Raw genomic sequence first — 20,995 nt, forward strand, 5'->3', positions numbered from 1 at the left:
CATTTCACCATTTCACCTGCTTGAGTTGTGCGTCCAGGGTCCAGTCACTGAACTCGTCGGACAGCCAGGTATCGACCCAGGCGCGCAGCACCCAGAAGGCTTTGTCGCCGTGGTATTTCTGCAGGCGTTCCAGTTGGCCCTCGCGGGCGAATTCCTGCTCGGCGGCGCGGATGCCGTCGCGGGTGCGCTGCTCGACGAAGGCCTGGGCCGATTCGGTGATCAGCGCCGCGCAGGCCTGCGGATGCCGGGCCGCGCAGGTTACTGCCATGGCGCCGCCGACGCTGTGGCCGAAGGGTATGCAGTGCTCGAAGTCGAAGTGCGCCTGCAGCAGCGGGAAGCTGTCGCGGGCCTCCTCCTCGATGAAGTCCAGGGGCAGGGCGTCGGGATAGGGATCGGAGCGGCCGAAGCCGAGGCGGTCATAGGCGATCACCTGGCGGCCGGTGTGGCGCGCGAGCTGCTCCGGGAAGTCGCGCCACAAGGTTACGCAGCCCAGCGAATCGTGCAGCAGCAGGATCGGCTCGCCGTGGGCTGCGGCGGGCGTCCAGTCCTGGGCGAACAGGCGGCCCTGGTGGCTGTTGATCCAGTGTTCGCGGGTGACGACGGCAGACGGCATGCGGCTCTCCAGTACAGTGCGGGACGCCGGCCATGGTATTGCCGATCACCGCGCAAGGCCATGTTGGCGTCTGCTAAGGAAGCCTTAAGGCTGGGCGGGGATGATGACGACTTGCGGCCGGAGCTGTCCCGGCAGTGCTCACATCGGGTCCGGCCGTCTTTTTTGAATTCCTTGCCGATGGGTGGTTCTGCACCTGTCCGGCTTTGCAGCAGTGTCGTAGTGACGCGGCGTACAACCGCCAACGGTTGTACGCCCTGCGGCCTGCCGAAGCCTTCGCGCGATGCCGAATTGATGGGTATCGCTGTGCTCCACGCCATCCTGCTTCCACGCTCGCCGGTTGCCTTGGACGTTGTCGCAACGTAGGGCGCATAACCCGGAACGGGTTATCCGCCGCCTTGGCGGATAACGCCGTGGGCGTTATGCGCCCTACGTGGGAGTGTCCTTCAAATCATCGATGAAGGGCTGGCCTGGTAGGAGCGGAGCTTCTCCGCGATCCGACGGTAGGCGGGTAGTTAGCCGGGAGGATTCGCGGACAAGGTCCGCTCCTACCTCCGAGGCCATGATTGAGCTGTAGGAGCGAGCTTGCTCGCGAACCGCTTGGCATCGCAGCTGGGCTGTTCGCGAGCAAGCTCGCTCCTACAAGAGAGGCTCGGCGTCAGCTCTCGCGGGCGGTACGGCAGCCGCAACGCGGCGCCGGTGCGCGGGCTTCCTCGGCCACCACGCCGCGCCACCAGCGTTCGCCCTGGTGCGGCGAGTCGATGTCGATACGTTCGCCCATCATCGGTGTGGTCACCGCCAGGCCGTGTTCGCCGGCAATCTCCAGCACCCGTTCGAAGGGTTCGTACCAGGCATGCATGGCCAGGTCGAAGGTGCCGTTGTGGATCGGCAGCAGCCAGCGGCCGTTGAGGTCGCGGTGGGCCTGCACGGTCTGTTGCGGGTGCATGTGCACGTAGGGCCAGCTCTCGTTGTAGGCACCGGTTTCCATCAGCGTCAGGTCGAAGCCGCCGAAGCGCCGGCCGATTTCGGCGAAGCCGTCGAAGTAGCCGGTGTCGCCGCTGAAGAACACCCGCAGGCTGTCGTCCTCGATTACCCAGGAACACCACAGGGTGCGGTTGCCATCGCGCACGCCGCGCCCGGAGAAGTGTTGCGCCGGGGTGGCGGTCAGGCACAGGCCGTCCACCGTGGTGCTCTGCCACCAGTCCAGCTGGCGTACCTTCTCCGCCGGCACGCCCCAGTCGAGCAGGCGGTCGCCCACGCCCAGCGGGGCGAGGAAGACTTCCGCGCGCTCGGCGAGCACCGCGATGGTGGCGCGGTCCAGATGGTCGTAGTGGTCGTGGGAGAGGATCACCCCGCGAATCGGCGGCAGGTCCTGCACGGCGATCGGCGGCGCGTGGAAGCGCTTGGGCCCGGCGAAGCTGAACGGCGAGGCGCGCTCGGAGAACACCGGGTCGGTCAGCCACCAGCCGCCGCGCAGCTTGAGCAGCAGGGTCGAGTGGCCAAGGCGATAGAGACTGCGGTCCGGCGCGTAGTCCAGTTCCTCGCGGCTCAGCGTGCGCACCGGCACCGGTGCGCGCGGCACGGTATTTTTCGGTTTGTTGAAGATCACATCCCACAGCACCCTGGCGCTCGGCTCCGGCATGTCGGGCGAGCGCGGGGTGAGGTTGTGGAAGCGGCCGCCGCGCGATTGCGGCGAGTGGCTGTAGTCGCCGATGGGCGCGCGTTGCAGTGGGAGACGGGGCAAGGCACTGATCCTCTGGTGGCGGATTGCGTCAGGGAAACACGCTACCGCTTCCGTGGCCAGGGATCATTACCGGCATTTTGATTCAGAACATCACCGAGATCGATACAGCCTGCAGGCTCACGCCGCTGCTGATCTATACGTAGGAGCGGACTTCGTCCGCGATCGGTCCGCATCACGCCGGAAATCATCGCGGACGGAGTCCGCTCCTACGCCACGGGAGAAGGCGGCGTCAGATACGTAGGGCGGATAACCCGGAACGGGTTATCCGCCGTTCTGGCGGATAACGCCCGAGGCGTCATGCGCCCTACGTTCGGGCGCGACGCGAAGCGCAGAAGTGGACCTGCGGCTCAATCCAGCTTGGAGAGAATGTCCCATGCCAGCTTCACCCGCACTTCATTGGGATAATTACGGTTGGCGAGGATGACGATGCCGCGCTGCTTGCCCGGCACGAACGCGACGTAGGCGCCGAAGCCACCGGTGGCGCCGGTCTTGTTCACCCAGACATCCTGCTGCGGCTTGAGTGGCGGGCGGATGGCGCTGACCTCCTGGTTGCCCTGGATCATCTGCGCGCCGTTGTACTGCTGCAGCTCCGCCAGCTTGGGCGGGTAGGCGTACTGTTCCCAGACCAGGTCCTGGGTCATCGGCCCGACCTTGTAGTAGCCAACCCGCGTGGCATCGACGGCCGCCTGCAGCTTGGCGCCAAGCTTGACCTCGCCCAGCTGCACCTGCACATAGCGCAGCAGGTCGCGGCTGCTGGTCTTCACGCCGTAGGCCTCGTCGGCAACAAGGTCGGGGTTGACCCGCACCGGCGCGTCGTTCTTGTCATACCCCTGGGCGTAGATGGCCTGGCGCGTCACCGGCACTTCGATATGCGTATTGCTCAGCCCCATGGGTGCGAACACGTTGCGCTGCATCGCAGTGGCGAACGGAAGGTCGAGGGCTCGCGCGGTGGCGAAGCCGAGCAGGCCGATGCTGGGGTTGGCGTAGGTGCGCTGGGTGCCGGCGGGATACTGCGGTTGCCAGCCCTTGTAGTAGGCGGTGAGCTGCTTCGGCGTCTTCACCTCGTCGGGCAATTGCAGCGGGAAACCGCCGGCCGTGTGGGTGGCGAGATGGATCAGGGTCACCTTGTCCAGCGCGCTGCCGCGCAGCTCCTTCATGTAGCGCGTCGGGCTGTCTTCGAGTTTGAGCTTGCCGGCGGCCTGGGCGAAGCCGGCCAGGGTAGCGGTGAAGGTCTTGCTCACCGAGCCGATCTCGAACAGCGTGTCGCTGCTCACCGGCTGTTTCGGCTGCTTCGAGGCCACGCCGAAGTTGTAGAAATATTGCTGGCCATGGTCGGTGACGCCAATGGCAAGCCCGGCGATGCCATTGTCGCGCATCACCTGCTGGGCGAGCTTGTTCACCTTGGCGTCGAAGTCCGGCGGCGCGGCCTGGGCGAGACTGCCGACGAGCAGGGAAAGGGTGGCAATGGCGAGCGGGGCGGTCCGGAGCATGACGACTTCCTGGGCAGTGCAAAGGGCTGACCCTAGCACCGCGGCGGCCGTCGCTCCAGCGGAAGGCGGGGCATTGCACCCCGCCAAGCTGTATCAACGAATGTTGTTGATGCTGCCCTTGTTGCCGGTGACCTTGACGTCGACCTTCTTGAAGATGAAGTAGTCCTGCACGTTCACTTCGTAGCGCGGCGCGACGATCAGGTCGGAGCCGGAGCTTTTCACGGCCTTGTAGGCGGCTGCGGCCTTGACCGAGGACACCGGGTCGAAGGCGGCCAGGCTCATGCCCGAGCCGCTTTCGGCGCCGTAGGTCACGCCATCGGCGAACTGGCTGTCGCCACCGAACTTGATGAAGCCGAACAGGATGTTGACCTGCGATTCGCCGGTGATCGGGCCGCCGACGGCGACGTCGGCCTTAAGGTCGGTCTTCACCGCGCCGGCGACCGGGGCGATCGGCTGGCTGACGTTGTAGCTGGTGCAGCCGGTGGCGAGGATCGCGGTGGAAACCAGCGCGGCGGCGCTCAGGAACTTCTTCATGCTTACTCCTTGTATGCAAAGGCCCGCCACCCATGGATGAGCAGCGGGGCGGCGGCACTGTAAGTCGAGGGTTCGCGGCGGCTGAATAAGACGAGTCTCAAAAGTCGCCGCGACAGCTCTGGGACGGGTAATTGCGCTCGGCGCGATGACGGGCGACCGGCAGCGCTACGCCCGCGCGCACGGCGGTGGTAGGATTCGCGCCCCATGCAACTCCACGACCTCGACCAACGCCTTGCCGACCTTGGCGCGCTGCCCATGCACCGCGCGCGGATGCTGCGTGCGTGGCTCCAGGGCCGGCCGCTGGATGCCGGCACCAAGCGCCAGGCCACCGAGGATTTCCTGCCGCTGAGCGTGCGCAACGGCGTGGCGCAGATCGCCGCCGAGCTGGATGCCCTGGCGACCCTGCACTCGCGTCACCCCGGCGGCGATAACTCCGAGCGCCTGCTGGTGCGCCTGGCCGATGGGCAGATGGTCGAGAGCGTGCTGCTGCCGCGCGGCGGAGTGTGTGTTTCCACCCAGGTCGGTTGCGCCGTCGGTTGCCGTTTCTGCATGACCGGCAAGAGCGGCCTGCTGCGCCAGCTTTCCACCACCGAGATCGTTGCCCAGCTGGTGCTCGCGCGCCGGCTGCGACCGGTGAAGAAAGTGGTGTTCATGGGCATGGGCGAGCCGGCGCACAACCTCGACAACGTGCTGGAAACCATCGACCGCCTCGGCACCGACGGCGGCATCGGCCACAAGAACCTGGTGTTCTCCACGGTCGGCGACCCGCGTGTGTTCGAGCGCCTGCCGCAGCAGCGGATCAAGCCGGCCCTGGCGCTGTCGCTGCACACCAGCAACGCCGAGCTGCGCGAGCACCTGCTGCCGCGCGCGCCCAGGCTCACGCCCGAGGAGCTGGTGGAGCTGGGCGAGGCCTACGCCCGCGCCACCGACTACCCGATCCAGTACCAGTGGACGCTGCTCAAGGGCATCAACGACAGCCAGGAAGAACTCGACGGCATCCTGCGTCTGCTCAAGGGCAAGTTCGGCGTGCTCAACCTGATCCCCTTCAATGCCCTGGAAGGCGACCAGTACCAGCGCCCGGATGCCGAGCGCATCGTCGAAATGGTCCGCTACCTGCACAGTCGCGGCGTGCTGACCAAGGTGCGCAACAGCGCCGGCCAGGACGTCGACGGCGGCTGCGGCCAGCTGCGCGCGCGGGCCACCGAGCTGATCGCCACGTCCGGTCGGCGGATTTCTCGTCTGAGCGAGTAATTACTGCTCGCCTTGGCTGTTCGAGATCTTGCACAGGTATTGCGCCGGTTGTTAGCCTGCCGCATCTGAAAGAACCAGCAGGGCTGGGTATGGCGTTCCGGGTTGTCGAAGCACAAGAAGTTGATCAGCAGCGAATAGCCATTCCGGGTTGGGAGCAGCAGTACACGCAGATGTCTGCCGGGCGTTTCTCCGGGCGTATCCTGCATGCCGAGGCCGAGGGTATCGAGCTCTACGAGGAGCAGATGAACCTGCGGGTGGAGCAGGAATTCCACGCTCCGCCCGGCGCCCTGGTGTTCAGCTTCGACATGTCCGACAACGCGCTCTACCTGCTCGACGGCGAGACCCGCAACGCCTGGGTGACCCCCGAGAACTACCGCGAGGTGGCGGTGGTGATCAAGGAAGCGGCGACCTGGGGCCAGCCGGCGGAGGCTTTCTCCGAGCTGGTGCTGACGCCGCTGCGCTCGGGCCATTGTCGCTCGGTGGCGACTTCCCTGAGCAACCTGCTGACCGGTGCTTCGTCCGGTGATGACCCGATGGATGCGCCGGGGATGGCGCAGAGCATCGTCTCCCACTGTTTCTCGCTGCTCTGCGAGGCGCCGCTGGAAGAGGAGCGCCGCGCGCGCTCCATCGTCCAGGCCAAGCGCGTGGTGCAGCGGGTCAAGGAAGTGGTCAACGATTGCCCCGAGGAGCCCTTCGGCATGGCCGACCTGGCGGCGCGGGTGGGAGTGTCGCCGCGCTCGCTGCAGCAATCCTTCCTGCATTACGCCGGCATCCCGCCCATCGTCTGGCTGCGCAACCGCCGCCTGAATGCCGCCCGTCGCGACCTGCTGGCCGCCGCCGAGTCCGGTATGACCGTCGCCGAGGTGGCGATGAAGTGGTCGTTCTGGCACCTGGGGCGGTTCTCCCAGTCGTATTTCGCGCTGTTCGGCGAGTACCCGAAGATCACCGCGCGGCAGGGTGGGCGGGGCTGAGATTGCCCACTGCTGCCGGGGCAGAACCGTAGGATGGCGTGGAGCGCAGCGATACCCATCGGCTTCTGAGGGGGCGATTGGCGGGTGTGCCTCTGTTGCCGTCTGGCGTTGTGCGGTTCGCGAGCAAGCTTGGCACCGATTCAGCACGTAGGGCGCATGACGCCTATGGCGTTATCCGCCATTGCGGCGGATAACCCGTTCCGGGTTATGCGCCCTACGGGACGAGTGATTTTCAAGGATGCGGGCGCGTATCGCGTGGGACGGAGCGGGCGGTGAGACATCGCGGACAAAGTCCGCTCCTACGCTAGCCGGTTGCGTAGGAGCGGACTCCGTCCGCGATTGGCCTCCGACAACGCCGATGCCGGGTGGTACGCCGATCAGCCCAGCAACTCCCGCACCCGATACCAGGCCATGCCCAGCGCCAGCAGCGGCGAGCGCAGCAGCTTGCCGCCGGGGAAGGTCAGGTGCGGCACGGCGCTGAACAGGTCCAGCCCCTTGCTTTCGCCCTGGTGGATGGCTTCGGCGAGCAGCTTGGCCGACCAGTGCGTGACGTTCAGCCCGTGGCCGGAATAGCCCTGGGCGAAATACACGTTCGGGTGACTCTTCAGCCGGCCGACCTGGGGGAAGCGATTGGCGGTGATGCCAATCATGCCGCCCCACTGGTAGTCGAGCTTCACCTGTTCCAGCTGCGGGAACACCTTGAGCACCTTCGGCCGCATGTAGGCGCCGATATCCGCCGGGTCGCGCCCGGAGTAGTGGCAGGCGCCGCCGAACAGCAGGCGGCGGTCGGCCGTCAGGCGGTAGTAGTCCAGCCCCACCTTCTGGTCGCACAGCGCCATGTTCTGCGGGATCAGCTGCGCCGCCACTTCCTCGGACAGCGGTTCGGTGGCCACCACGTAGCTGCCGGCGGGCAGAACCTTGCCAGTCAGCTTGGGCTCCAGCTCTTCCAAGTGCGCGTTACAGCCGAGCACCAGGGTGTTCGCCAGCACGCGGCCCTGGGCGCAGTGAACGACGGCGGTCGTGCCATGCTCGATGCGCAGCACCGGGCTCTGCTCGAAGATCTGCGCGCCAAAGGTCTTGGCCGCGCGGGCTTCGCCCTTCACCAGATCGAGCGGGTGCAGGTGGCCCGACCCCATGTCGATGTGCCCGCCGGCGTAGAGGTCGCTGGCAACCACTTCGCGCATGCGCTCCGGCGGTACCAGACGCGTCTCGTGGGGGTAGTCCGAAGTGCTCAGCGACTCCTGCTCGCGGACCATGGCGGCGTATTGCGCCGGGGTATTGGCCAGTTCGCAGAAGCCCCAGCGCAGGTCGCACTCGATACCCAGTTCGGCGATGCGCTCGGCGACCAGGGCCACCGAATCGACACCCGCCTGCTCCAGGTAGCGCACACCGTCTTCACCGACGTACTTGGCGAAGCCGCTGACGTCGTGGCCGATGCCACGGATCAGTTGCCCGCCATTTCGCCCACTGGCGCCCCAGCCAATGCGCCGGGCCTCCAGCAGCACCACGGAGTGGCCGCGACGGGCCAGCTCCAGGGCTGCGTTCACGCCGGTGAAGCCGCCGCCGATCACGCAGACGTCCGCACGCACATCTCCCGCGAGGGAAGGGTACTGCTGAGGGTCGCGGGCGGTCGCGGCGTAATAGGACGCGGCGTGCTCCTCGGTGTGCTTCATGGCGCTTTCTCGTTTCATTGGTTGAACTTGATCTTGCTCCAGCTGCGGGTCATCAGGCGCATGATCTTGGGCGGCGGCGCCTTGGCGATGTACAGCTTGTCGAGCACGGCCTGGCTCGGGTAGACCTCGGGGTTGTTCTGCATTTCCTCGGGCAGCAGGGTCTTGGCGTCAGCGTTGGCGCTGGGGTAGCCGACGTACTCGCTGATGCCGGCGATCACCTTCGGATCGAGGACGTAGTTGATGAACGCCAGGGCCTGTTCCGGGTGACCGGCATCGGACGGAATCGCCATCAGGTCGAACCACAGGTTCGCGCCTTCCTTGGGAATGCTGTAGGCGATCTCGATGCCGTTCTTGGCTTCCTTGGCGCGGGCGGCGGCCTGGAACACGTCGCCGGAGTAGCCGAAGGCCACGCAGATGTTGCCGTTGGCCAGGTCCGAGATGTACTTGGAGGAGTGGAAATAGGTGACGTACGGACGCACCGCCACCAGCTTCGCCTCGGCCTTGGGATAGTCCTCCGGGTTGGTGCTGTTGGGGTCCAGCCCCAGGTAGTTGAGCACCGAGGGGATCATCTCGTCGGGCGAGTCCATGAACGCGACGCCGCACGCCTGGAGCTTCTTGATGTTCTCCGGCTCGAACAGCACCGACCAGGAGTCGATCTTGTCGACGCCCAGCACCTGCTTGACCTTGGCGACGTTGTAGCCGATGCCGTTGGTGCCCCACAGGTAGGGCACCGAGTGCTTGTTGCCGGGGTCGTTCTGTTCCAGCAGCTTGAGCAGTACCGGGTCCAGGTGCTTCCAGTTCGGCAGCTTGCTGCGGTCGAGTTCGAGGAACACGCCGGCCTGAACCTGGCGGGTCAGGAAGTGGTTGGACGGCACCACCACGTCGTAGCCGGAGCGACCGGCCAGCAGCTTGCCTTCCAGGGTCTCGTTGGAGTCGAAGACGTCGTAGACCGGCTTGATCCCGGTGGTCTTCTGGAAACCGGCGAGGGTGTCCGGAGCGATGTAGTCGGTCCAGTTGTAGATGCTGACCGTCGGTGCAGCGTGTGCGGCCGAGGCAAGGGCTGCCAGGGCGAAGGGCGCAAGGGTGCGCAGCAGTCTCATGGGGACTCCCGAATTGTTGTTGTGAAGTCGGTGACGCGGAATCAGACGCTCAGCAGGAGGAACTCACGCTCCCAGGAGCTGATCACCCGCTTGAAGTTCTCGTGCTCGGTGCGCTTGACCGCCACGTAGCCCTGGACGAATTTCTCGCCGAGGAATTCCTTGAGCACGGCGCAGTCTTCCATCTGCTGCAGGGCGTCCTCGATGGTGATCGGCAGGCGCAGGTTGCGGCGCTCGTAGGCACGGCCCTGGACGGCGGCGCTGGGGTTGATCTGCTCGATCATGCCCAGGTAACCGCAGAGCAGGCTGGCAGCCAGTGCCAGGTACGGGTTGGCATCGGCACCCGGCAGGCGGTTTTCCACGCGCATGGCCACCGGCGGGGCGGAGGGGACGCGCAGGCCCACGGTGCGGTTCTCTTCGCCCCACTCAACGTTCACCGGTGCGGAGGTGTCGGGAAGGAAGCGGCGGAAGGAGTTCACGTTGGGCGCGAACATCGGCAGCACTTTCGGAATGTACTTCTGCAGGCCGCCGATGTAGTGCAGGAACAGCTGGCTCATGGAGCCGTCTTCAGCGGCGAAGATGTTCTTGCCGGTGGCGATGTCCAGCACGCTCTGGTGGATGTGCATGGCGCTGCCGGGCTCGTCGGTGATCGGCTTGGCCATGAAGGTGGCGCTGACGTCATGCTTGAGCGCGGCTTCGCGCATGGTGCGCTTGAACACGATGATCTGGTCGGCCAGGCTCAGCGCGTCGCCGTGACGGAAGTTGATTTCCATCTGCGCCGGGCCGTCTTCGTGGATCAGCGTGTCGAGATCCAGGCCCTGCAGTTCGCACCAGTCGTAGACGTCTTCGAACAGCGGGTCGAATTCGTTGGCGGCGTCGATGGAGAAGCTCTGGCGGCCGCTTTCCGGGCGACCGGAACGGCCCACGGGGGCTTCCAGCGGGAAGTCCGGGTCGCTGCTGCGCTTGGTCAGGTAGAACTCCATCTCCGGTGCCACCACCGGGCTCCAGCCCTTGTCGGCGTAGAGCTTGAGCACGCGCTTGAGCACGTTGCGCGGCGACAGTTCGATGGGGTTGCCGACCTTGTCGAAGGTGTCGTGGATGACCATTGCGGTCGGTTCCAGCGCCCAGGGCACCAGGTAGATGGCGTCCGGGTCGGGCTTGCAGACCATGTCGATGTCCGCTTCGTCGAGCAGGTCGTAGTAGATGTCGTCATCGACGAAATCGCCGGTGACGGTCTGCAGCAGGACACTTTCGGGGAGTCGCATGCCCCCTTCGCCGAGGAACTTGTTGGTGGGGGAAATCTTGCCGCGGGCGATGCCGGTGAGGTCGCTCACCACGCATTCGACTTCGGTGATTTTCTGTTGCTTCAGCCGTTGCTCCAGTYGCTCGGCGGGGGTGGTCATACAAGCCTCGGGGTCTTTTTGGATTTGTAATGGGTGCACGTGCAGCGTCTTGCTGCCAGCGAGGCTAGTGTCGGGGGAGAGGGGTGCGACGTTCTATCCACTTTCCGCACGCATGGCGATGCTGCGCCTTGCTCGGGCGTTATCGTCGATCGCGGGGATGAAGGGCGGGCAGGGCGGCCGCCGGGGATCAGTTGTTGTGCTCGACCTCGACGAACTGCCGGGTTCCGGCCGCGACGTCGTAGATGTGGTAGTTGTTCATCATCCGCCCATAGAGGTGCAGGCTCACGGCGCGCGAACGTTCGGCGGGGACGCCGGTGACGTGAATGTGGTCCGGGTTGGGCACGAAGCTGGTGACCGCGCCGGGCGGTAGCAGGATCATGCCGCCCTTGACCAGTTCGATGCCCTCGTCGCGATGACGATCAGCGGACAGGCAGACGTAGCTGCGCTCCTCCAGCACGCCCTCGACTATGCCGACCACGCCCCAGCTGCCGTGGTCGTGCACCGGCGTCCACTGGCCCGGCGACCAGACCAGCGCGTAGAGCGACAGGTTGTCGTCCGGCGCCTGGTAGACCAGGTTGCGCGCGTAATGCTCAGGGTCGCTCTGGTAGTGCTGCGGTTCGAGGAATTCGCCGGCGTGGGCCAGCAGTTCCATCATGAAGGGCGCCAGCGTGGCCACGCACTGGCAGGGTTCGGACTCCTGCCGGCTGAGTTTCGTGGCCTGGTCGATGAAGCGGGAAAGGATGGCGTTGGGCATCTGCGGTGCGCTCCGAGGGCTCGTCCATGACTGAATCCACCGCCCGGCCTGCGCGTGGCGCCGCCGGTTGTCGCAGCAGTGAGACAGCAGCAGTCGCTACACAACGGCAATCACTCTAGCTGCTTTTGCCGGGGTTGCCCTACGGGAATCAATCGGGCGTGGCGGCGAGTGGTTCGCGAGCAAGCTCGCTCCTACAGACAGCACCGACCTGACCGGTGGCGTAGGAGCGGACTCCGTCCGCGATGCTTGTCGGTTGCTGCAATGCCGTAGGGCGCATAACTCGGCACGGGTTATCCGCCATTGCGACGAAAAGCAGCTCAGGCGTCCTTGCCGCCGCGCCGCAACAGGTAGGTATCCATGATCCAGCCATTGGCCTCGCGGGCTGCGCTGCGCACGCGCTGGATTTCCTCGCCCACCTCACTGAGGCGGCCGCTGCGCAGGATCTCGTCCGGCGTGCCGACGTAGGCGCCCCAGTAGATTTCCAGTTCAGGGTCGTCCAATTGGCGGTACGTGTCCTCGGCGTCGAGCATCACCACGACGCTTTGCGCGTTCGGCGGAAAACCTTCGGCGAGGCGCCGCCCGGTGGTGATCTGCACCGACTGGCCAATGGTGTTCAGCGGCACCTTGTGGCGCGCGGCCAGGGCTTGCACGCTGGTGATGCCGGGGATCACCTGGTATTCAAAGCTCACGCGGCCCTCATGTAGCACCGCTTCGAGGATGCGCAGGGTGCTGTCGTACAGCGACGGGTCGCCCCAGACCAGGAAGGCGCCGCACTGGCCGTCTTCCAGCTCATCGGCGATCAACCGCTCGAACACCTGCTGTTTGGCGTGGTTGAGGTCGTGCACCTGACCGGTGTAGTCGCCTTCGCGCACGCGCTCGGGGCTGTCGGCTTCGACGATGCGGTAGTCGGTGTGCGGGATGTAGCGCTGCAGGATGTCCCGGCGCAGCTGGATCAGCTTGTCCTTGCTGCTGCCTTTGTCCAGCAGGAAGAACACGTCGGCGCGATTCATCGCGTTGATCGCCTGGACGGTCAGGTACTCCGGGTCGCCGGCGCCGATGCCGATGATGAGCAGCTGTTTCATGTCGGGTCCTGCATTCCATGGTTCGAGGGGCACCAAGACTACGCCTGTCCGGCGCGGCGCTCATCTGTCGGATCGACGCGTTATCCGCCATGGCGGATAACGCCTGGGGCGTTATGCGCCCTACGAACTACGTTCAGTCCGTGCGGCGTTTATTGATGGGTATCGCTGCGCTCCACGCCATCCTACAAATAGCGCCCTATGGGCGCCATCGACCGGTGTTCAGCTCAGCAGCGCGACATCCCGGCGCAGCTCGCGGGCCGCCGCGACCATGTTGACCAGGGCGGCTTCGGTCTCCGGCCAGGCGCGGGTCTTCAGGCCGCAGTCCGGGTTGACCCACAGGCGCTCGGCAGGGATGCGCCTGGCGGCCTTGCGCAGCAGCTTGACCATCTCGTCCTTGCTCGGCACGCGCGGCGAGTGGATGTCGTAGACGCCCGGGCCGATCTCGTTGGGGTACTCGAACTTCTCGAAGGCCTCCAGCAGCTCCATGTCCGAACGCGAGGTCTCGATGGTGATCACGTCGGCATCCATGGCGGCGATGGACTCGATCACGTCGTTGAACTCGCTGTAGCACATGTGGGTGTGGATCTGGGTTTCGTCACGCACGCCGGAGGCGCACAGGCGGAAGGACTCGGTCGCCCAGTCCAGGTACTGCCCCCAGGCGCTCTGGCGCAGCGGCAGGCCCTCGCGGAAGGCCGCTTCGTCGATCTGCACGATCCTGATGCCGGCCGCTTCCAGGTCCACCACTTCGTCGCGGATCGCCAGGGCGAGCTGGCGGGCCTGCACTTCGCGGCTCACGTCCTCGCGCGGGAAGGACCACATCAGCATGGTCACCGGGCCGGTCAGCATGCCCTTCATCACCTTGCCGGTGAGGCTCTGGGCGTACTTGATCCACTCCACGGTCATGGCCTTCGGGCGGCTCAGGTCGCCGTAGATCACCGCCGGTTTGACGCAGCGTGAACCGTAGCTCTGCACCCAGCCGAAGCGGGTGAAGACGTAGCCGTCGAGCTGCTCGGCGAAGTACTCGACCATGTCGTTGCGCTCGGCTTCGCCATGCACCAGCACGTCCAGGCCCAGTTGCTCCTGTATCTGCACGGCATGCCGGATTTCGCTGTGCATGGCCTCGGTGTACGCGGCCTCGCTCAGCTTGCCCTGCTTGAACGACTGGCGCGCCAGGCGGATCGACGCGGTCTGCGGGAAGGAGCCGATGGTGGTGGTGGGGAAGTCCGGCAGGTCCAGTCCGGCGCGCTGCTTGGCGATGCGCTCGGCGAAGGCCGAATGGCGCTGGCTGTCCGCCGGCTTGATGGCCGCCAGGCGCGCTTGCACGGCGGATTTGTGGATGCGCGGCGAGGCGGCACGGCTGGCCTGTACGGTGCGGCTCAGCTCCAGCGCAGCCAGGACTTCCGGCGCTTCGGGCTGATTGACGGCGCGGGCCAGTACGGCCACTTCGGCGCACTTCTGCACGGCGAAGGCCAGCCAGCTTTTCAGCTCGGCGTCGAGCTTGTCTTCACGCTCCAGGTCCACCGGGCTGTGCAGCAGCGAGCAGGACGGCGCAACCCACAGGCGCTCGCCAAGGCGTTCGTGGGCATGGCGGACCACTTCCAGCGCCTTCTCCAGGTCGCAACGCCAGACGTTGCGACCGTTCACCACGCCCAGCGACACGATCTTGTAGGCCGGCAGTCGGTCGAGGATGCTCGGGAACTGTTCCGGGGCGCGCACCAGGTCGATGTGCAGGCCATCCACCGGCAGGCTGGAGGCGAGGCCGAGGTTGTCTTCCAGGCCGCCGAAGTAGGTGGCCACCAGCTTCTTCAGCGGCTCGCTCTGCAGCAGGTTGTAGACGCGCTCGAAGGCGTTCTTCCACGCCTGCGGCAGGTCGAGGACCAGGATCGGCTCGTCGATCTGCACCCACTCCACTCCCTGTGCGGCGAGGCGGCGGAAGATCTGCCCGTAGAGCGGCAGCAGGCGCTCGACCAGGTCGAGTTTGTCAAAGTCGCTGCCCTTGGCCTTGCCCAGCCAGAGGTAGGTCAGCGGACCGATCACCACCGGCTTCACCGCATGACCGAGGGCGTGGGCTTCCTCGACTTCCTCGAACAGCTGTTCCCAGCTCAGTTCGAACTGCTGGTCGGCGCTGAACTCCGGGACCAGGTAGTGGTAGTTGGTGTCGAACCACTTGGTTAGCTCTTGTGCGAGAAGGGGCTGGGCGTGCGCACCGCCACAGCAACTATCACCGCTCTTGTTTCCAACAGCGCCCCGCGCCATGGCGAACAGGGTCTGCAGGGTCGGCTTGGCATTGTCGTGACCACGGAAGCGCTCGGGGATCACGCCGAAGGTCAGCGAGTGGGTCAGCACCTGGTCGTACCAGGCGAAGTCGCCAACCGGCAGCAGGTCGATGCCGGCGTTCTTCTGTACCTGCCAGTGATTGGCGCGCAGCTCGCGGCCAACGGCGCGCAGGCCGGCTTCGTCCAGTTCGCCCTTCCAGAAGGCTTCCTGGGCCTTCTTCAGCTCGCGGTCGCGGCCGATGCGGGGGAAGCCGAGGTTGTGTGCCAATGCCATGTGAATCTCTCCATTGAATCAACGATGGCGAAATTCTCCGGTGCACGGCTTCATGAGACAAACTCAATGTTCTTGTGATGAACATAAGGAATGTTCATGTTGGCGGCCGGCCAGGTTCGCTTCGTCCAGCCGGTCAGTGGCCCGCCACTTCGCGCATCTGCCGCGCCAGGGCGCCGGGAGAGGTATGCAGGCGGCGCTGGAACAGCTCGATGAAGGCCGAGGTGGACTCGTAGCCGAGGTCACCGGCGATCAGCGTCACCGACTCGCCGCGCTCCAGCCGCGGCAGCGCCGCCAGCAGGCGCACGCGCTCGCGCCATTCGCGGAAGGACAGCCCGGTCTCGTCGCGGAACAACCGCGCCAGGGTGCGCCGCGAGGCGCCCACCTGCTGCGCCCAGTCCTCGATACCCAGGCGCTCGCCGGGGTTTTCCTGCAGGTGATCGGTCACCCGGCGCAGGCGTGGGTCCCGTGGCAGCGGCAGGGCCAACCCGGAGTCCGGCGCGTTGTGCAGCTCGTCCACCAGCACCTGCATGAGCCGGGCCTCGGGGCCTTCGTCCGGGTAGTCGCGGGGCAGCTCGCTGGCGCGCTGGATGAGGTTGTCCAGCAGCGGCGAGATTTCCAGCACGCGGCACGGCCCCATGCCGACGACCAGCTCGGGAGCGACGTAGAAGCTGCGGTGTACCACCAGCGTGCGCGCCCGCACGCTGTGCAGGACCCCGGCTGGCAGCCACATCGCCCGGCGCGGTGGGACCACGCAGGCATGGTTTTCGGTGGTGGTCTCCAGCACGCCGCTGGCGGCGTACATCAGTTGGCCCCAGGGATGGGAGTGCGGCTCCACGCGATGCCCGGCGGGCATGTCGAAGGCGCGCAGCCAGACCGGCCGCGGCAGGGTGGTGAAACCGGGGAGGGCCAGAGCATCCTGTCCCGTTGACGGCATAGCTTGTCTCTCTTTCGGAAGTGGGTCATAGAGCGGCGATGGTAGCGTCTTCTCCGGTCAAATCCAGCCCTGAGAGGAAGTGCCCGATGAGTGTCCATCGCCAGCCACAACGTCTGTCCATCGTCGACATCCGCCAGCGCCGCGAGCCCGGCAGCCTCGTGGTGCTCACCGCCTATTCCGCGCCCATGGCGCGCCTGCTCGACCCGCATGTGGATGTGCTGCTGGTGGGCGACTCCCTCGGCATGGTGCTGTACGGCCTGCCGCATACCTTGTCGGTGACCCTGGACACCATGATTGCCCATGGCGCCGCAGTGGTTCGCGGCTCCCTGCGCGCCTGTGTGGTCGTCGACCTGCCATTCGCCAGCTACCAGGCCTCGCCCCAGCAGGCCTTCCTCGCCGCCGCCCGGGTGCTGGCCGAGAGCGGCGCACAGGCGGTGAAGCTCGAAGGTGGCGCGGAGATGGCCGAGACCATCGCGTTCCTGGTCGAGCGCGGCATTCCGGTGATGGCCCATGTCGGCCTGATGCCGCAGAAGGTCAATGCGCTGGGCGGCTTCAAGGTCCAGGGCAAGGAGGCTGCCGGCGTGGAGCGGGTGCTGCGCGATGCGCAGGCAGTGGAGCAGGCTGGCGCGTTCAGCGTGGTGCTGGAGGGCGTGCTGGAACCCGTTGCGCGACAGGTCTGCGAGCGGCTGGAAATTCCGGTGATCGGCATCGGCGCCTCACCGGCCTGCGCCGGGCAGGTGCTGGTGACGGAGGACATGCTGGGGCTGTCCGGCGAGCAGATTCCGCGCTTTGCCGAGCAGTATGTGCGGGTGGACGAGTTGATTTCGGAGGCGGCGCAGCGCTTTGCCCGCGAGGTGCGGGAGCGGGAGTTTCCGCAGGGGCGGCATTGTTTCGGGATGCCGGCTGGTGGGGTGTGATCCTGCTGGGAGGTGCCGTGCGGTTCGCGAGCAAGCTCGCTCCTACAGGTTGGACATCGGCGTGCTCTTCGTGGGAGCGAGCTTGCTCGCGAAAACCACGGCACAGACAGTAGGGCGCATAAAGCGCCAGCGTTATCCGCCGTTGACATACCCTGCGTTGTAGTTAGGTGATTCTGCGCCGCTTCGGCGTGTGCGGATGTATTGGGTTTCGCTCCCTCGGGCGAGTTACTTTTCCAAACGACGGAAGGCCGCCCCCCAAAAAGTAACCAAAAGGCTTGCCCCGGACATCCGGTTTTTCGCTTAGGCGAAAAATACCCTCGTTGAAGCGAAGTTTCAGGGGTACGCGTCGAGGGGCCATCCCTGGCCCATCGCCGCTCTCGCGACATCCATGTCGCTCAACCCCTGAAACTCCGCTTCAACGAGGCCTCCTGAACGGGGCATTCGGAGTGCGCGGACGTTTCTCTGGAAGCCTTCAGGGGCAAAGCCAAAGCCACAGCCAAGGCGGTATGCACGCTGTTGTAGGAGCGGAGCTTCTCCGCGAATCGCCAACAGGCGATGGTCGACGGGCTATCTCTGTGACTGCCGCGTCCGCGTGGTGGATTTCGCGGACAGGGTCCGCTCCTACGGGTGGAGTTTGGCGTCGCATAGTAGGAGCGAGGGGGACGCCATCGTTATTGCTCGCGAACCGCCGGCAAGGCCGGCGCAGGGGCCCGGCGAAAACTCACTCCGCCAACGGCAACTCGAAACAGAACATCGCCCCGCAAGGCTCGACGTTCTCCGCCCAGATATCCCCGCGATGCCGCGAGACGATGCTCTGGCACAGTGCCAGGCCGATGCCGTTGCCGCTTACCTTGGAGGTGAAGAAGCCATCGAACAGCCGTTCCTTGGCCCCGGCATCGATGCCCCGGCCCTGGTCGAGGACTGACAGGCGCGCGCTGTTCCCTTCGCGAGAAGTGCGGATACGCAACAGGCGTCGGTCCTCGGGGAGGTTGAGCATCTCCTCGATGGCGTTGAAGGCGAGGTTGAGGATCACCTGGCCGACCAGCACTTTCTCGCAGCTCACCCACAGCGGTTCGGCGCAGCGCTCCAGCTGCACGCGGACGTTGCTTGGCTGGGCCTTGAGGCTGATGAAGTAGAGGGTCTCGCCGAGCAGTTCGTTGAGGTCGATGCGCTGTTCGGCCTGCTCCAGCTTCACCACGTATTCGCGCACGCTCTTGATGATCAGCGAGGCGTGCTCGATCTGCCGCACCGCGCTGTCCAGGCCCCAGGCGGCGGAGGCTTCGGTCTTCTGTTCGCGGTCCAGGCGGATCAGCGCGCCCTCGATGAAGTTGCGCGTGGCCGCCAGCGGTTGGCTGAGTTCGTGGGCGATCGCCAGGGCCATCTCACCCATGGCGTTGTAGCGCGCCAGGTATTCCAGTTTCTGGTCGCTCTGGCGCTGTGCCTGGGCTGCGCGCACCTGCTCGGTGACGTCGCGGAACAGCAGCAGATGGCCGACCAGGTCGTCCTCGATCTCGATGTAGCGGCAGGTCGCATGGTGCCAGCGCCATTCGCCGTCCAGGCGCTGCAACTGGTAGCTGACCGAATACGGCTCGCGGCTCGGCGGCTGCATGGCGAGGTGGTGCTCCAGGCGCGGGCGCGTGGCGCTGTCGCAGCGGCCGAGGAAGTTGTGCGCCAGCCAGTCGTCCTGGCTGCCGCCCAGCAGGGGCAGGGCGGATTCGCTGAGAAAGCGCAGGTTGCCATCGGCATCCAGCACCGCCACGCCTTCGGCGAGGTCCTGCATGAAGGCCTTCAGCCGGCTCTCGAAACGCTGCAGATCGCGCTCGACCTGCTTCTCCTTCGAGATATCGCGGAACTGCACCATCAGCACGTCGCGCTCCTGCAGGTGCACGCGGGTGGCGACGGCTTCGGAAAGAATCTCCACGCCCTGCTTGGAGCGGTAGCACCACTCGATGGTGCGCTGGCCGGTGCGTGCGGCGCCTTCCAGCCAGCGCAGGCCGACCGAGCGGCGGTACTGCGGGGCGTTGGCGGTCATGTCCGGCGCCTTCAGCGGTACCAGTTCCTCAAGGGTGAAGCCGAGCACGGCCAGGGCCGCGTTGTTCGCCCAGAGGATTTCCTTGGTCTGCGCGTCGTGGAGGATCACGCACAGCGGCATGGCCTGGAGCAGGGCGAGGAAGTCGTCGGGCTGGGGCTGGAACATCGAGATCGCTCTTGATTGCAGGGACGGCAGGGCAGTGGCGTCTTTATACCGCGCAGCGTAGCGCGAAGGGACTGCGGAGTAACCCGGCGCCGACTAGGGGATTTCTTTAGGCGTGGGGCTGCACGCACCAATAGTTGGGCGGGCAGGGCGGTTCATACACTGGCCCCAACGACGACCGGCCCGCATCGAACGGGTCGGCCCTACAAGAACAACCGGAGATGACGCCATGCTGCGTGCAGCCCTCGCCGAACCGCTCGATGCGGACGGCCGTGCCCTCGAATTCCAGCGCGTACTGGATGAAGTCCGCCAGCGCCGCGAGGAGTTCGACACCCGCTCCCACGTGCCGCGCGACATGATCGAGCGCTTCCGCGACGTCGGCATCTACCGCGCCGCCACGCCCAAGTGCTTCGGTGGCGACGCGCTGCCGCCAGCGCAGTTCCTCCGTCTGGTCGAGCGCATCGCCGAAGCCGATGGCTCCGCCGGCTGGGTTGCCAGCTTCGGCAGCGCCAGCACCTACCTCACCGCGCTGCCGCGCCACACCCTCGCCGAACTCTATGCCGACGGCCCGGACCTGGTGTTCGCCGGCGGCCTGTTCCCGATCCAGCCGGCCACTCAGGTGGAAGGCGGCTGGCGCGTCAGCGGCACCTGGAAGTTCGCCAGCGGCTGCAAGGGCGCCGACGTGCTCGGTGTCGGTATCGGCATCGGTGGCCCGGGCGGCAAGCCGCGCACCGCGCTGCTGCGCGCCAGGGACGTGGAGATCGTCGAGAACTGGAACGTGGTCGGCCTCAAGGGCACCGGCAGCCACGACCTGAAGCTGGACAACGCCTTCGTCGCCGACGACTGGACCTTCATTCGCGGCGGCCAATCGAACATCGACGAGCCGCTGTACCGCTACCCGACCATCGCCTACGCCGCCCAGGTGCTCGCCGTGGTCAACCTCGGCCTGGCCCGCGCGGCGCTGGACGAGATCACCCGCATGGCGTCGTCCAGCGGCGTGACCGGCGCTCCCAAGCTGGGTGATCGGGCCTACGTGCGCATCGAGATCGGCAAGGCCGAGGCCGAGCTGCAGGCCGCGCGCGGCTTCTTCTATGACGCCACCGAGACCGTCTGGGAATCCATTCTTGCCGGCGATGCGGTCAGCCCGGAGCAGGTCAGCCAGCTGCGCCTGTCCGCCGTACACGTGTCCCGTGCCGGCGCCGACGTGGTGCGCCGTGCCTACACCCTGGCCGGCACCACCGCGATCTATATGCACCACCCGCTGCAGCGCTACCTGCGCGACGCCATGGTGGTCACCCAGCACGCCTTCCTCAGCGATGGCATGTACGACGGCGCCGGTGCGGTGCTGCTCGATGTGCCGCCGTTCCCCGGATACATCTGATTTCGACTCATAAAAATTAAGGACCGAGCCATGACCCGTCCCACCACCGAACCCTTGCGCGTACTGTTCTGCATCGGCATCGCCCAGCCGTTCTTCGACCTGCCCACCGGTGAAGGCATCACCGTGTGGAAGGGCTTCTCGCAGATGATGGGCGACCTCGGCGCGCTGCCGGGCATGAACGTGCTCGGCGTGCTGGATGACGACCGCCTGATGGTCGGCCCATCCACCACCTCGCCCTGGACCGTCTACATCATGGCCGACGTGGACTGCCACCAGACCGTGATCGACGCCTGCAACCTGTTCCGCACCACTCCGGTGGGCGAGTACAGCCTGTGGAAGTACGCCAAGGTCGAGGCGCGCATCGGCCGCCCGCTGACCATTCCCGAAGCCGCGCGGACCTGAGCCATGAG

General features: G+C 66.1%; 16 protein-coding genes and 1 pseudogene. 5 read left to right on the forward strand and 12 right to left on the reverse strand.

Translation table 11 applies throughout. The features are described 5' to 3' along the window. Positions 1-10: 10 nt before the first annotated feature. The 4 genes and pseudogenes from QO207_RS24640 to QO207_RS24655 all read right to left on the reverse strand — a co-directional run. Positions 11-613: pseudogene (locus QO207_RS24640) on the reverse strand (alpha/beta fold hydrolase); the annotation flags it as partial. 655 nt (positions 614-1,268) lie between these two features. Continuing rightward, complete coding sequence (locus tag QO207_RS24645; RefSeq protein WP_301534890.1) at positions 1,269-2,354, reverse strand: MBL fold metallo-hydrolase; 1,086 nt, start codon at positions 2,352-2,354, stop codon at positions 1,269-1,271. A gap of 347 nt (positions 2,355-2,701) precedes the next feature. Then, positions 2,702-3,844, reverse strand: coding sequence for a class C beta-lactamase (ampC, locus tag QO207_RS24650; RefSeq protein ID WP_301534891.1), 1,143 nt, complete (start codon positions 3,842-3,844; stop codon positions 2,702-2,704). 93 nt (positions 3,845-3,937) lie between these two features. Continuing rightward, entirely contained in the window at positions 3,938-4,378 is a 441-nt protein-coding gene (locus tag QO207_RS24655; RefSeq protein WP_301534892.1) for a hypothetical protein, read from the reverse strand. 204 nt (positions 4,379-4,582) lie between these two features. On the opposite strand from QO207_RS24655, the gene QO207_RS24660 reads away from it, so the two are divergent. Next, on the forward strand, positions 4,583-5,629 hold the full coding sequence (locus QO207_RS24660) for an RNA methyltransferase (protein ID WP_301534893.1): 1,047 nt from the start codon (positions 4,583-4,585) through the stop codon (positions 5,627-5,629). Positions 5,630-5,799: 170 nt separating this feature from the next. Beyond that, positions 5,800-6,600, forward strand: a complete 801-nt coding sequence (locus QO207_RS24665) for a helix-turn-helix domain-containing protein (RefSeq protein ID WP_367620488.1) — start codon at positions 5,800-5,802, stop codon at positions 6,598-6,600. A gap of 377 nt (positions 6,601-6,977) precedes the next feature. Here QO207_RS24665 and QO207_RS24670 read toward each other — a convergent pair whose 3' ends face one another. The 7 genes from QO207_RS24670 to QO207_RS24700 all read right to left on the reverse strand — a co-directional run bounded on the left by QO207_RS24670 (position 6,978) and on the right by QO207_RS24700 (position 16,093). Then, a complete protein-coding gene (locus QO207_RS24670) occupies positions 6,978-8,273 on the reverse strand; it encodes an FAD-binding oxidoreductase (protein ID WP_301534895.1) in 1,296 nt (431 codons plus the stop codon). A gap of 14 nt (positions 8,274-8,287) precedes the next feature. Then, entirely contained in the window at positions 8,288-9,373 is a 1,086-nt protein-coding gene (locus tag QO207_RS24675) for a polyamine ABC transporter substrate-binding protein (protein WP_301534896.1), read from the reverse strand. 41 nt (positions 9,374-9,414) lie between these two features. Then, positions 9,415-10,773, reverse strand: coding sequence for a glutamine synthetase family protein (locus QO207_RS24680; RefSeq protein ID WP_301534897.1), 1,359 nt, complete (start codon positions 10,771-10,773; stop codon positions 9,415-9,417). A gap of 187 nt (positions 10,774-10,960) precedes the next feature. Continuing rightward, complete coding sequence (locus QO207_RS24685) at positions 10,961-11,527, reverse strand: cysteine dioxygenase family protein (RefSeq protein WP_301534898.1); 567 nt, start codon at positions 11,525-11,527, stop codon at positions 10,961-10,963. 317 nt (positions 11,528-11,844) lie between these two features. Beyond that, positions 11,845-12,609, reverse strand: a complete 765-nt coding sequence (gene cobF / locus QO207_RS24690) for a precorrin-6A synthase (deacetylating) (RefSeq protein ID WP_301534899.1) — start codon at positions 12,607-12,609, stop codon at positions 11,845-11,847. 219 nt (positions 12,610-12,828) lie between these two features. Then, positions 12,829-15,159, reverse strand: coding sequence for a 5-methyltetrahydropteroyltriglutamate--homocysteine S-methyltransferase (gene metE / locus QO207_RS24695; RefSeq protein ID WP_301534900.1), 2,331 nt, complete (start codon positions 15,157-15,159; stop codon positions 12,829-12,831). Between the two features lie 133 nt (positions 15,160-15,292). Continuing rightward, complete coding sequence (locus QO207_RS24700) at positions 15,293-16,093, reverse strand: helix-turn-helix domain-containing protein (RefSeq protein ID WP_301534901.1); 801 nt, start codon at positions 16,091-16,093, stop codon at positions 15,293-15,295. A gap of 86 nt (positions 16,094-16,179) precedes the next feature. Between QO207_RS24700 and panB the strand changes: the two genes are divergently transcribed. Next, positions 16,180-17,010 carry a 3-methyl-2-oxobutanoate hydroxymethyltransferase gene (gene panB / locus QO207_RS24705; protein ID WP_301534902.1) on the forward strand — a complete coding sequence of 277 codons (831 nt, stop codon included), beginning with the start codon at positions 16,180-16,182 and terminating at the stop codon, positions 17,008-17,010. Positions 17,011-17,731: 721 nt separating this feature from the next. On the opposite strand, the gene QO207_RS24710 is transcribed toward panB, so the two are convergent. Further along, on the reverse strand, positions 17,732-19,207 hold the full coding sequence (locus QO207_RS24710; RefSeq protein ID WP_301534903.1) for an ATP-binding protein: 1,476 nt from the start codon (positions 19,205-19,207) through the stop codon (positions 17,732-17,734). Between the two features lie 226 nt (positions 19,208-19,433). On the opposite strand from QO207_RS24710, the gene QO207_RS24715 reads away from it, so the two are divergent. Both QO207_RS24715 and QO207_RS24720 read left to right on the forward strand, forming a co-directional pair. After that, positions 19,434-20,585 (forward strand): acyl-CoA dehydrogenase family protein, encoded by a 1,152-nt coding sequence (locus tag QO207_RS24715; RefSeq protein ID WP_301534904.1) that lies wholly within the window; start codon positions 19,434-19,436, stop codon positions 20,583-20,585. A 30-nt stretch (positions 20,586-20,615) separates the two neighbouring features. Next, on the forward strand, positions 20,616-20,987 hold the full coding sequence (locus tag QO207_RS24720) for a hypothetical protein (RefSeq protein ID WP_045207771.1): 372 nt from the start codon (positions 20,616-20,618) through the stop codon (positions 20,985-20,987). Positions 20,988-20,995 lie beyond the last annotated feature (8 nt).

The organism is Pseudomonas sp. CAN1 (assembly GCF_030462585.1).
Taxonomy (GTDB): domain Bacteria; phylum Pseudomonadota; class Gammaproteobacteria; order Pseudomonadales; family Pseudomonadaceae; genus Pseudomonas.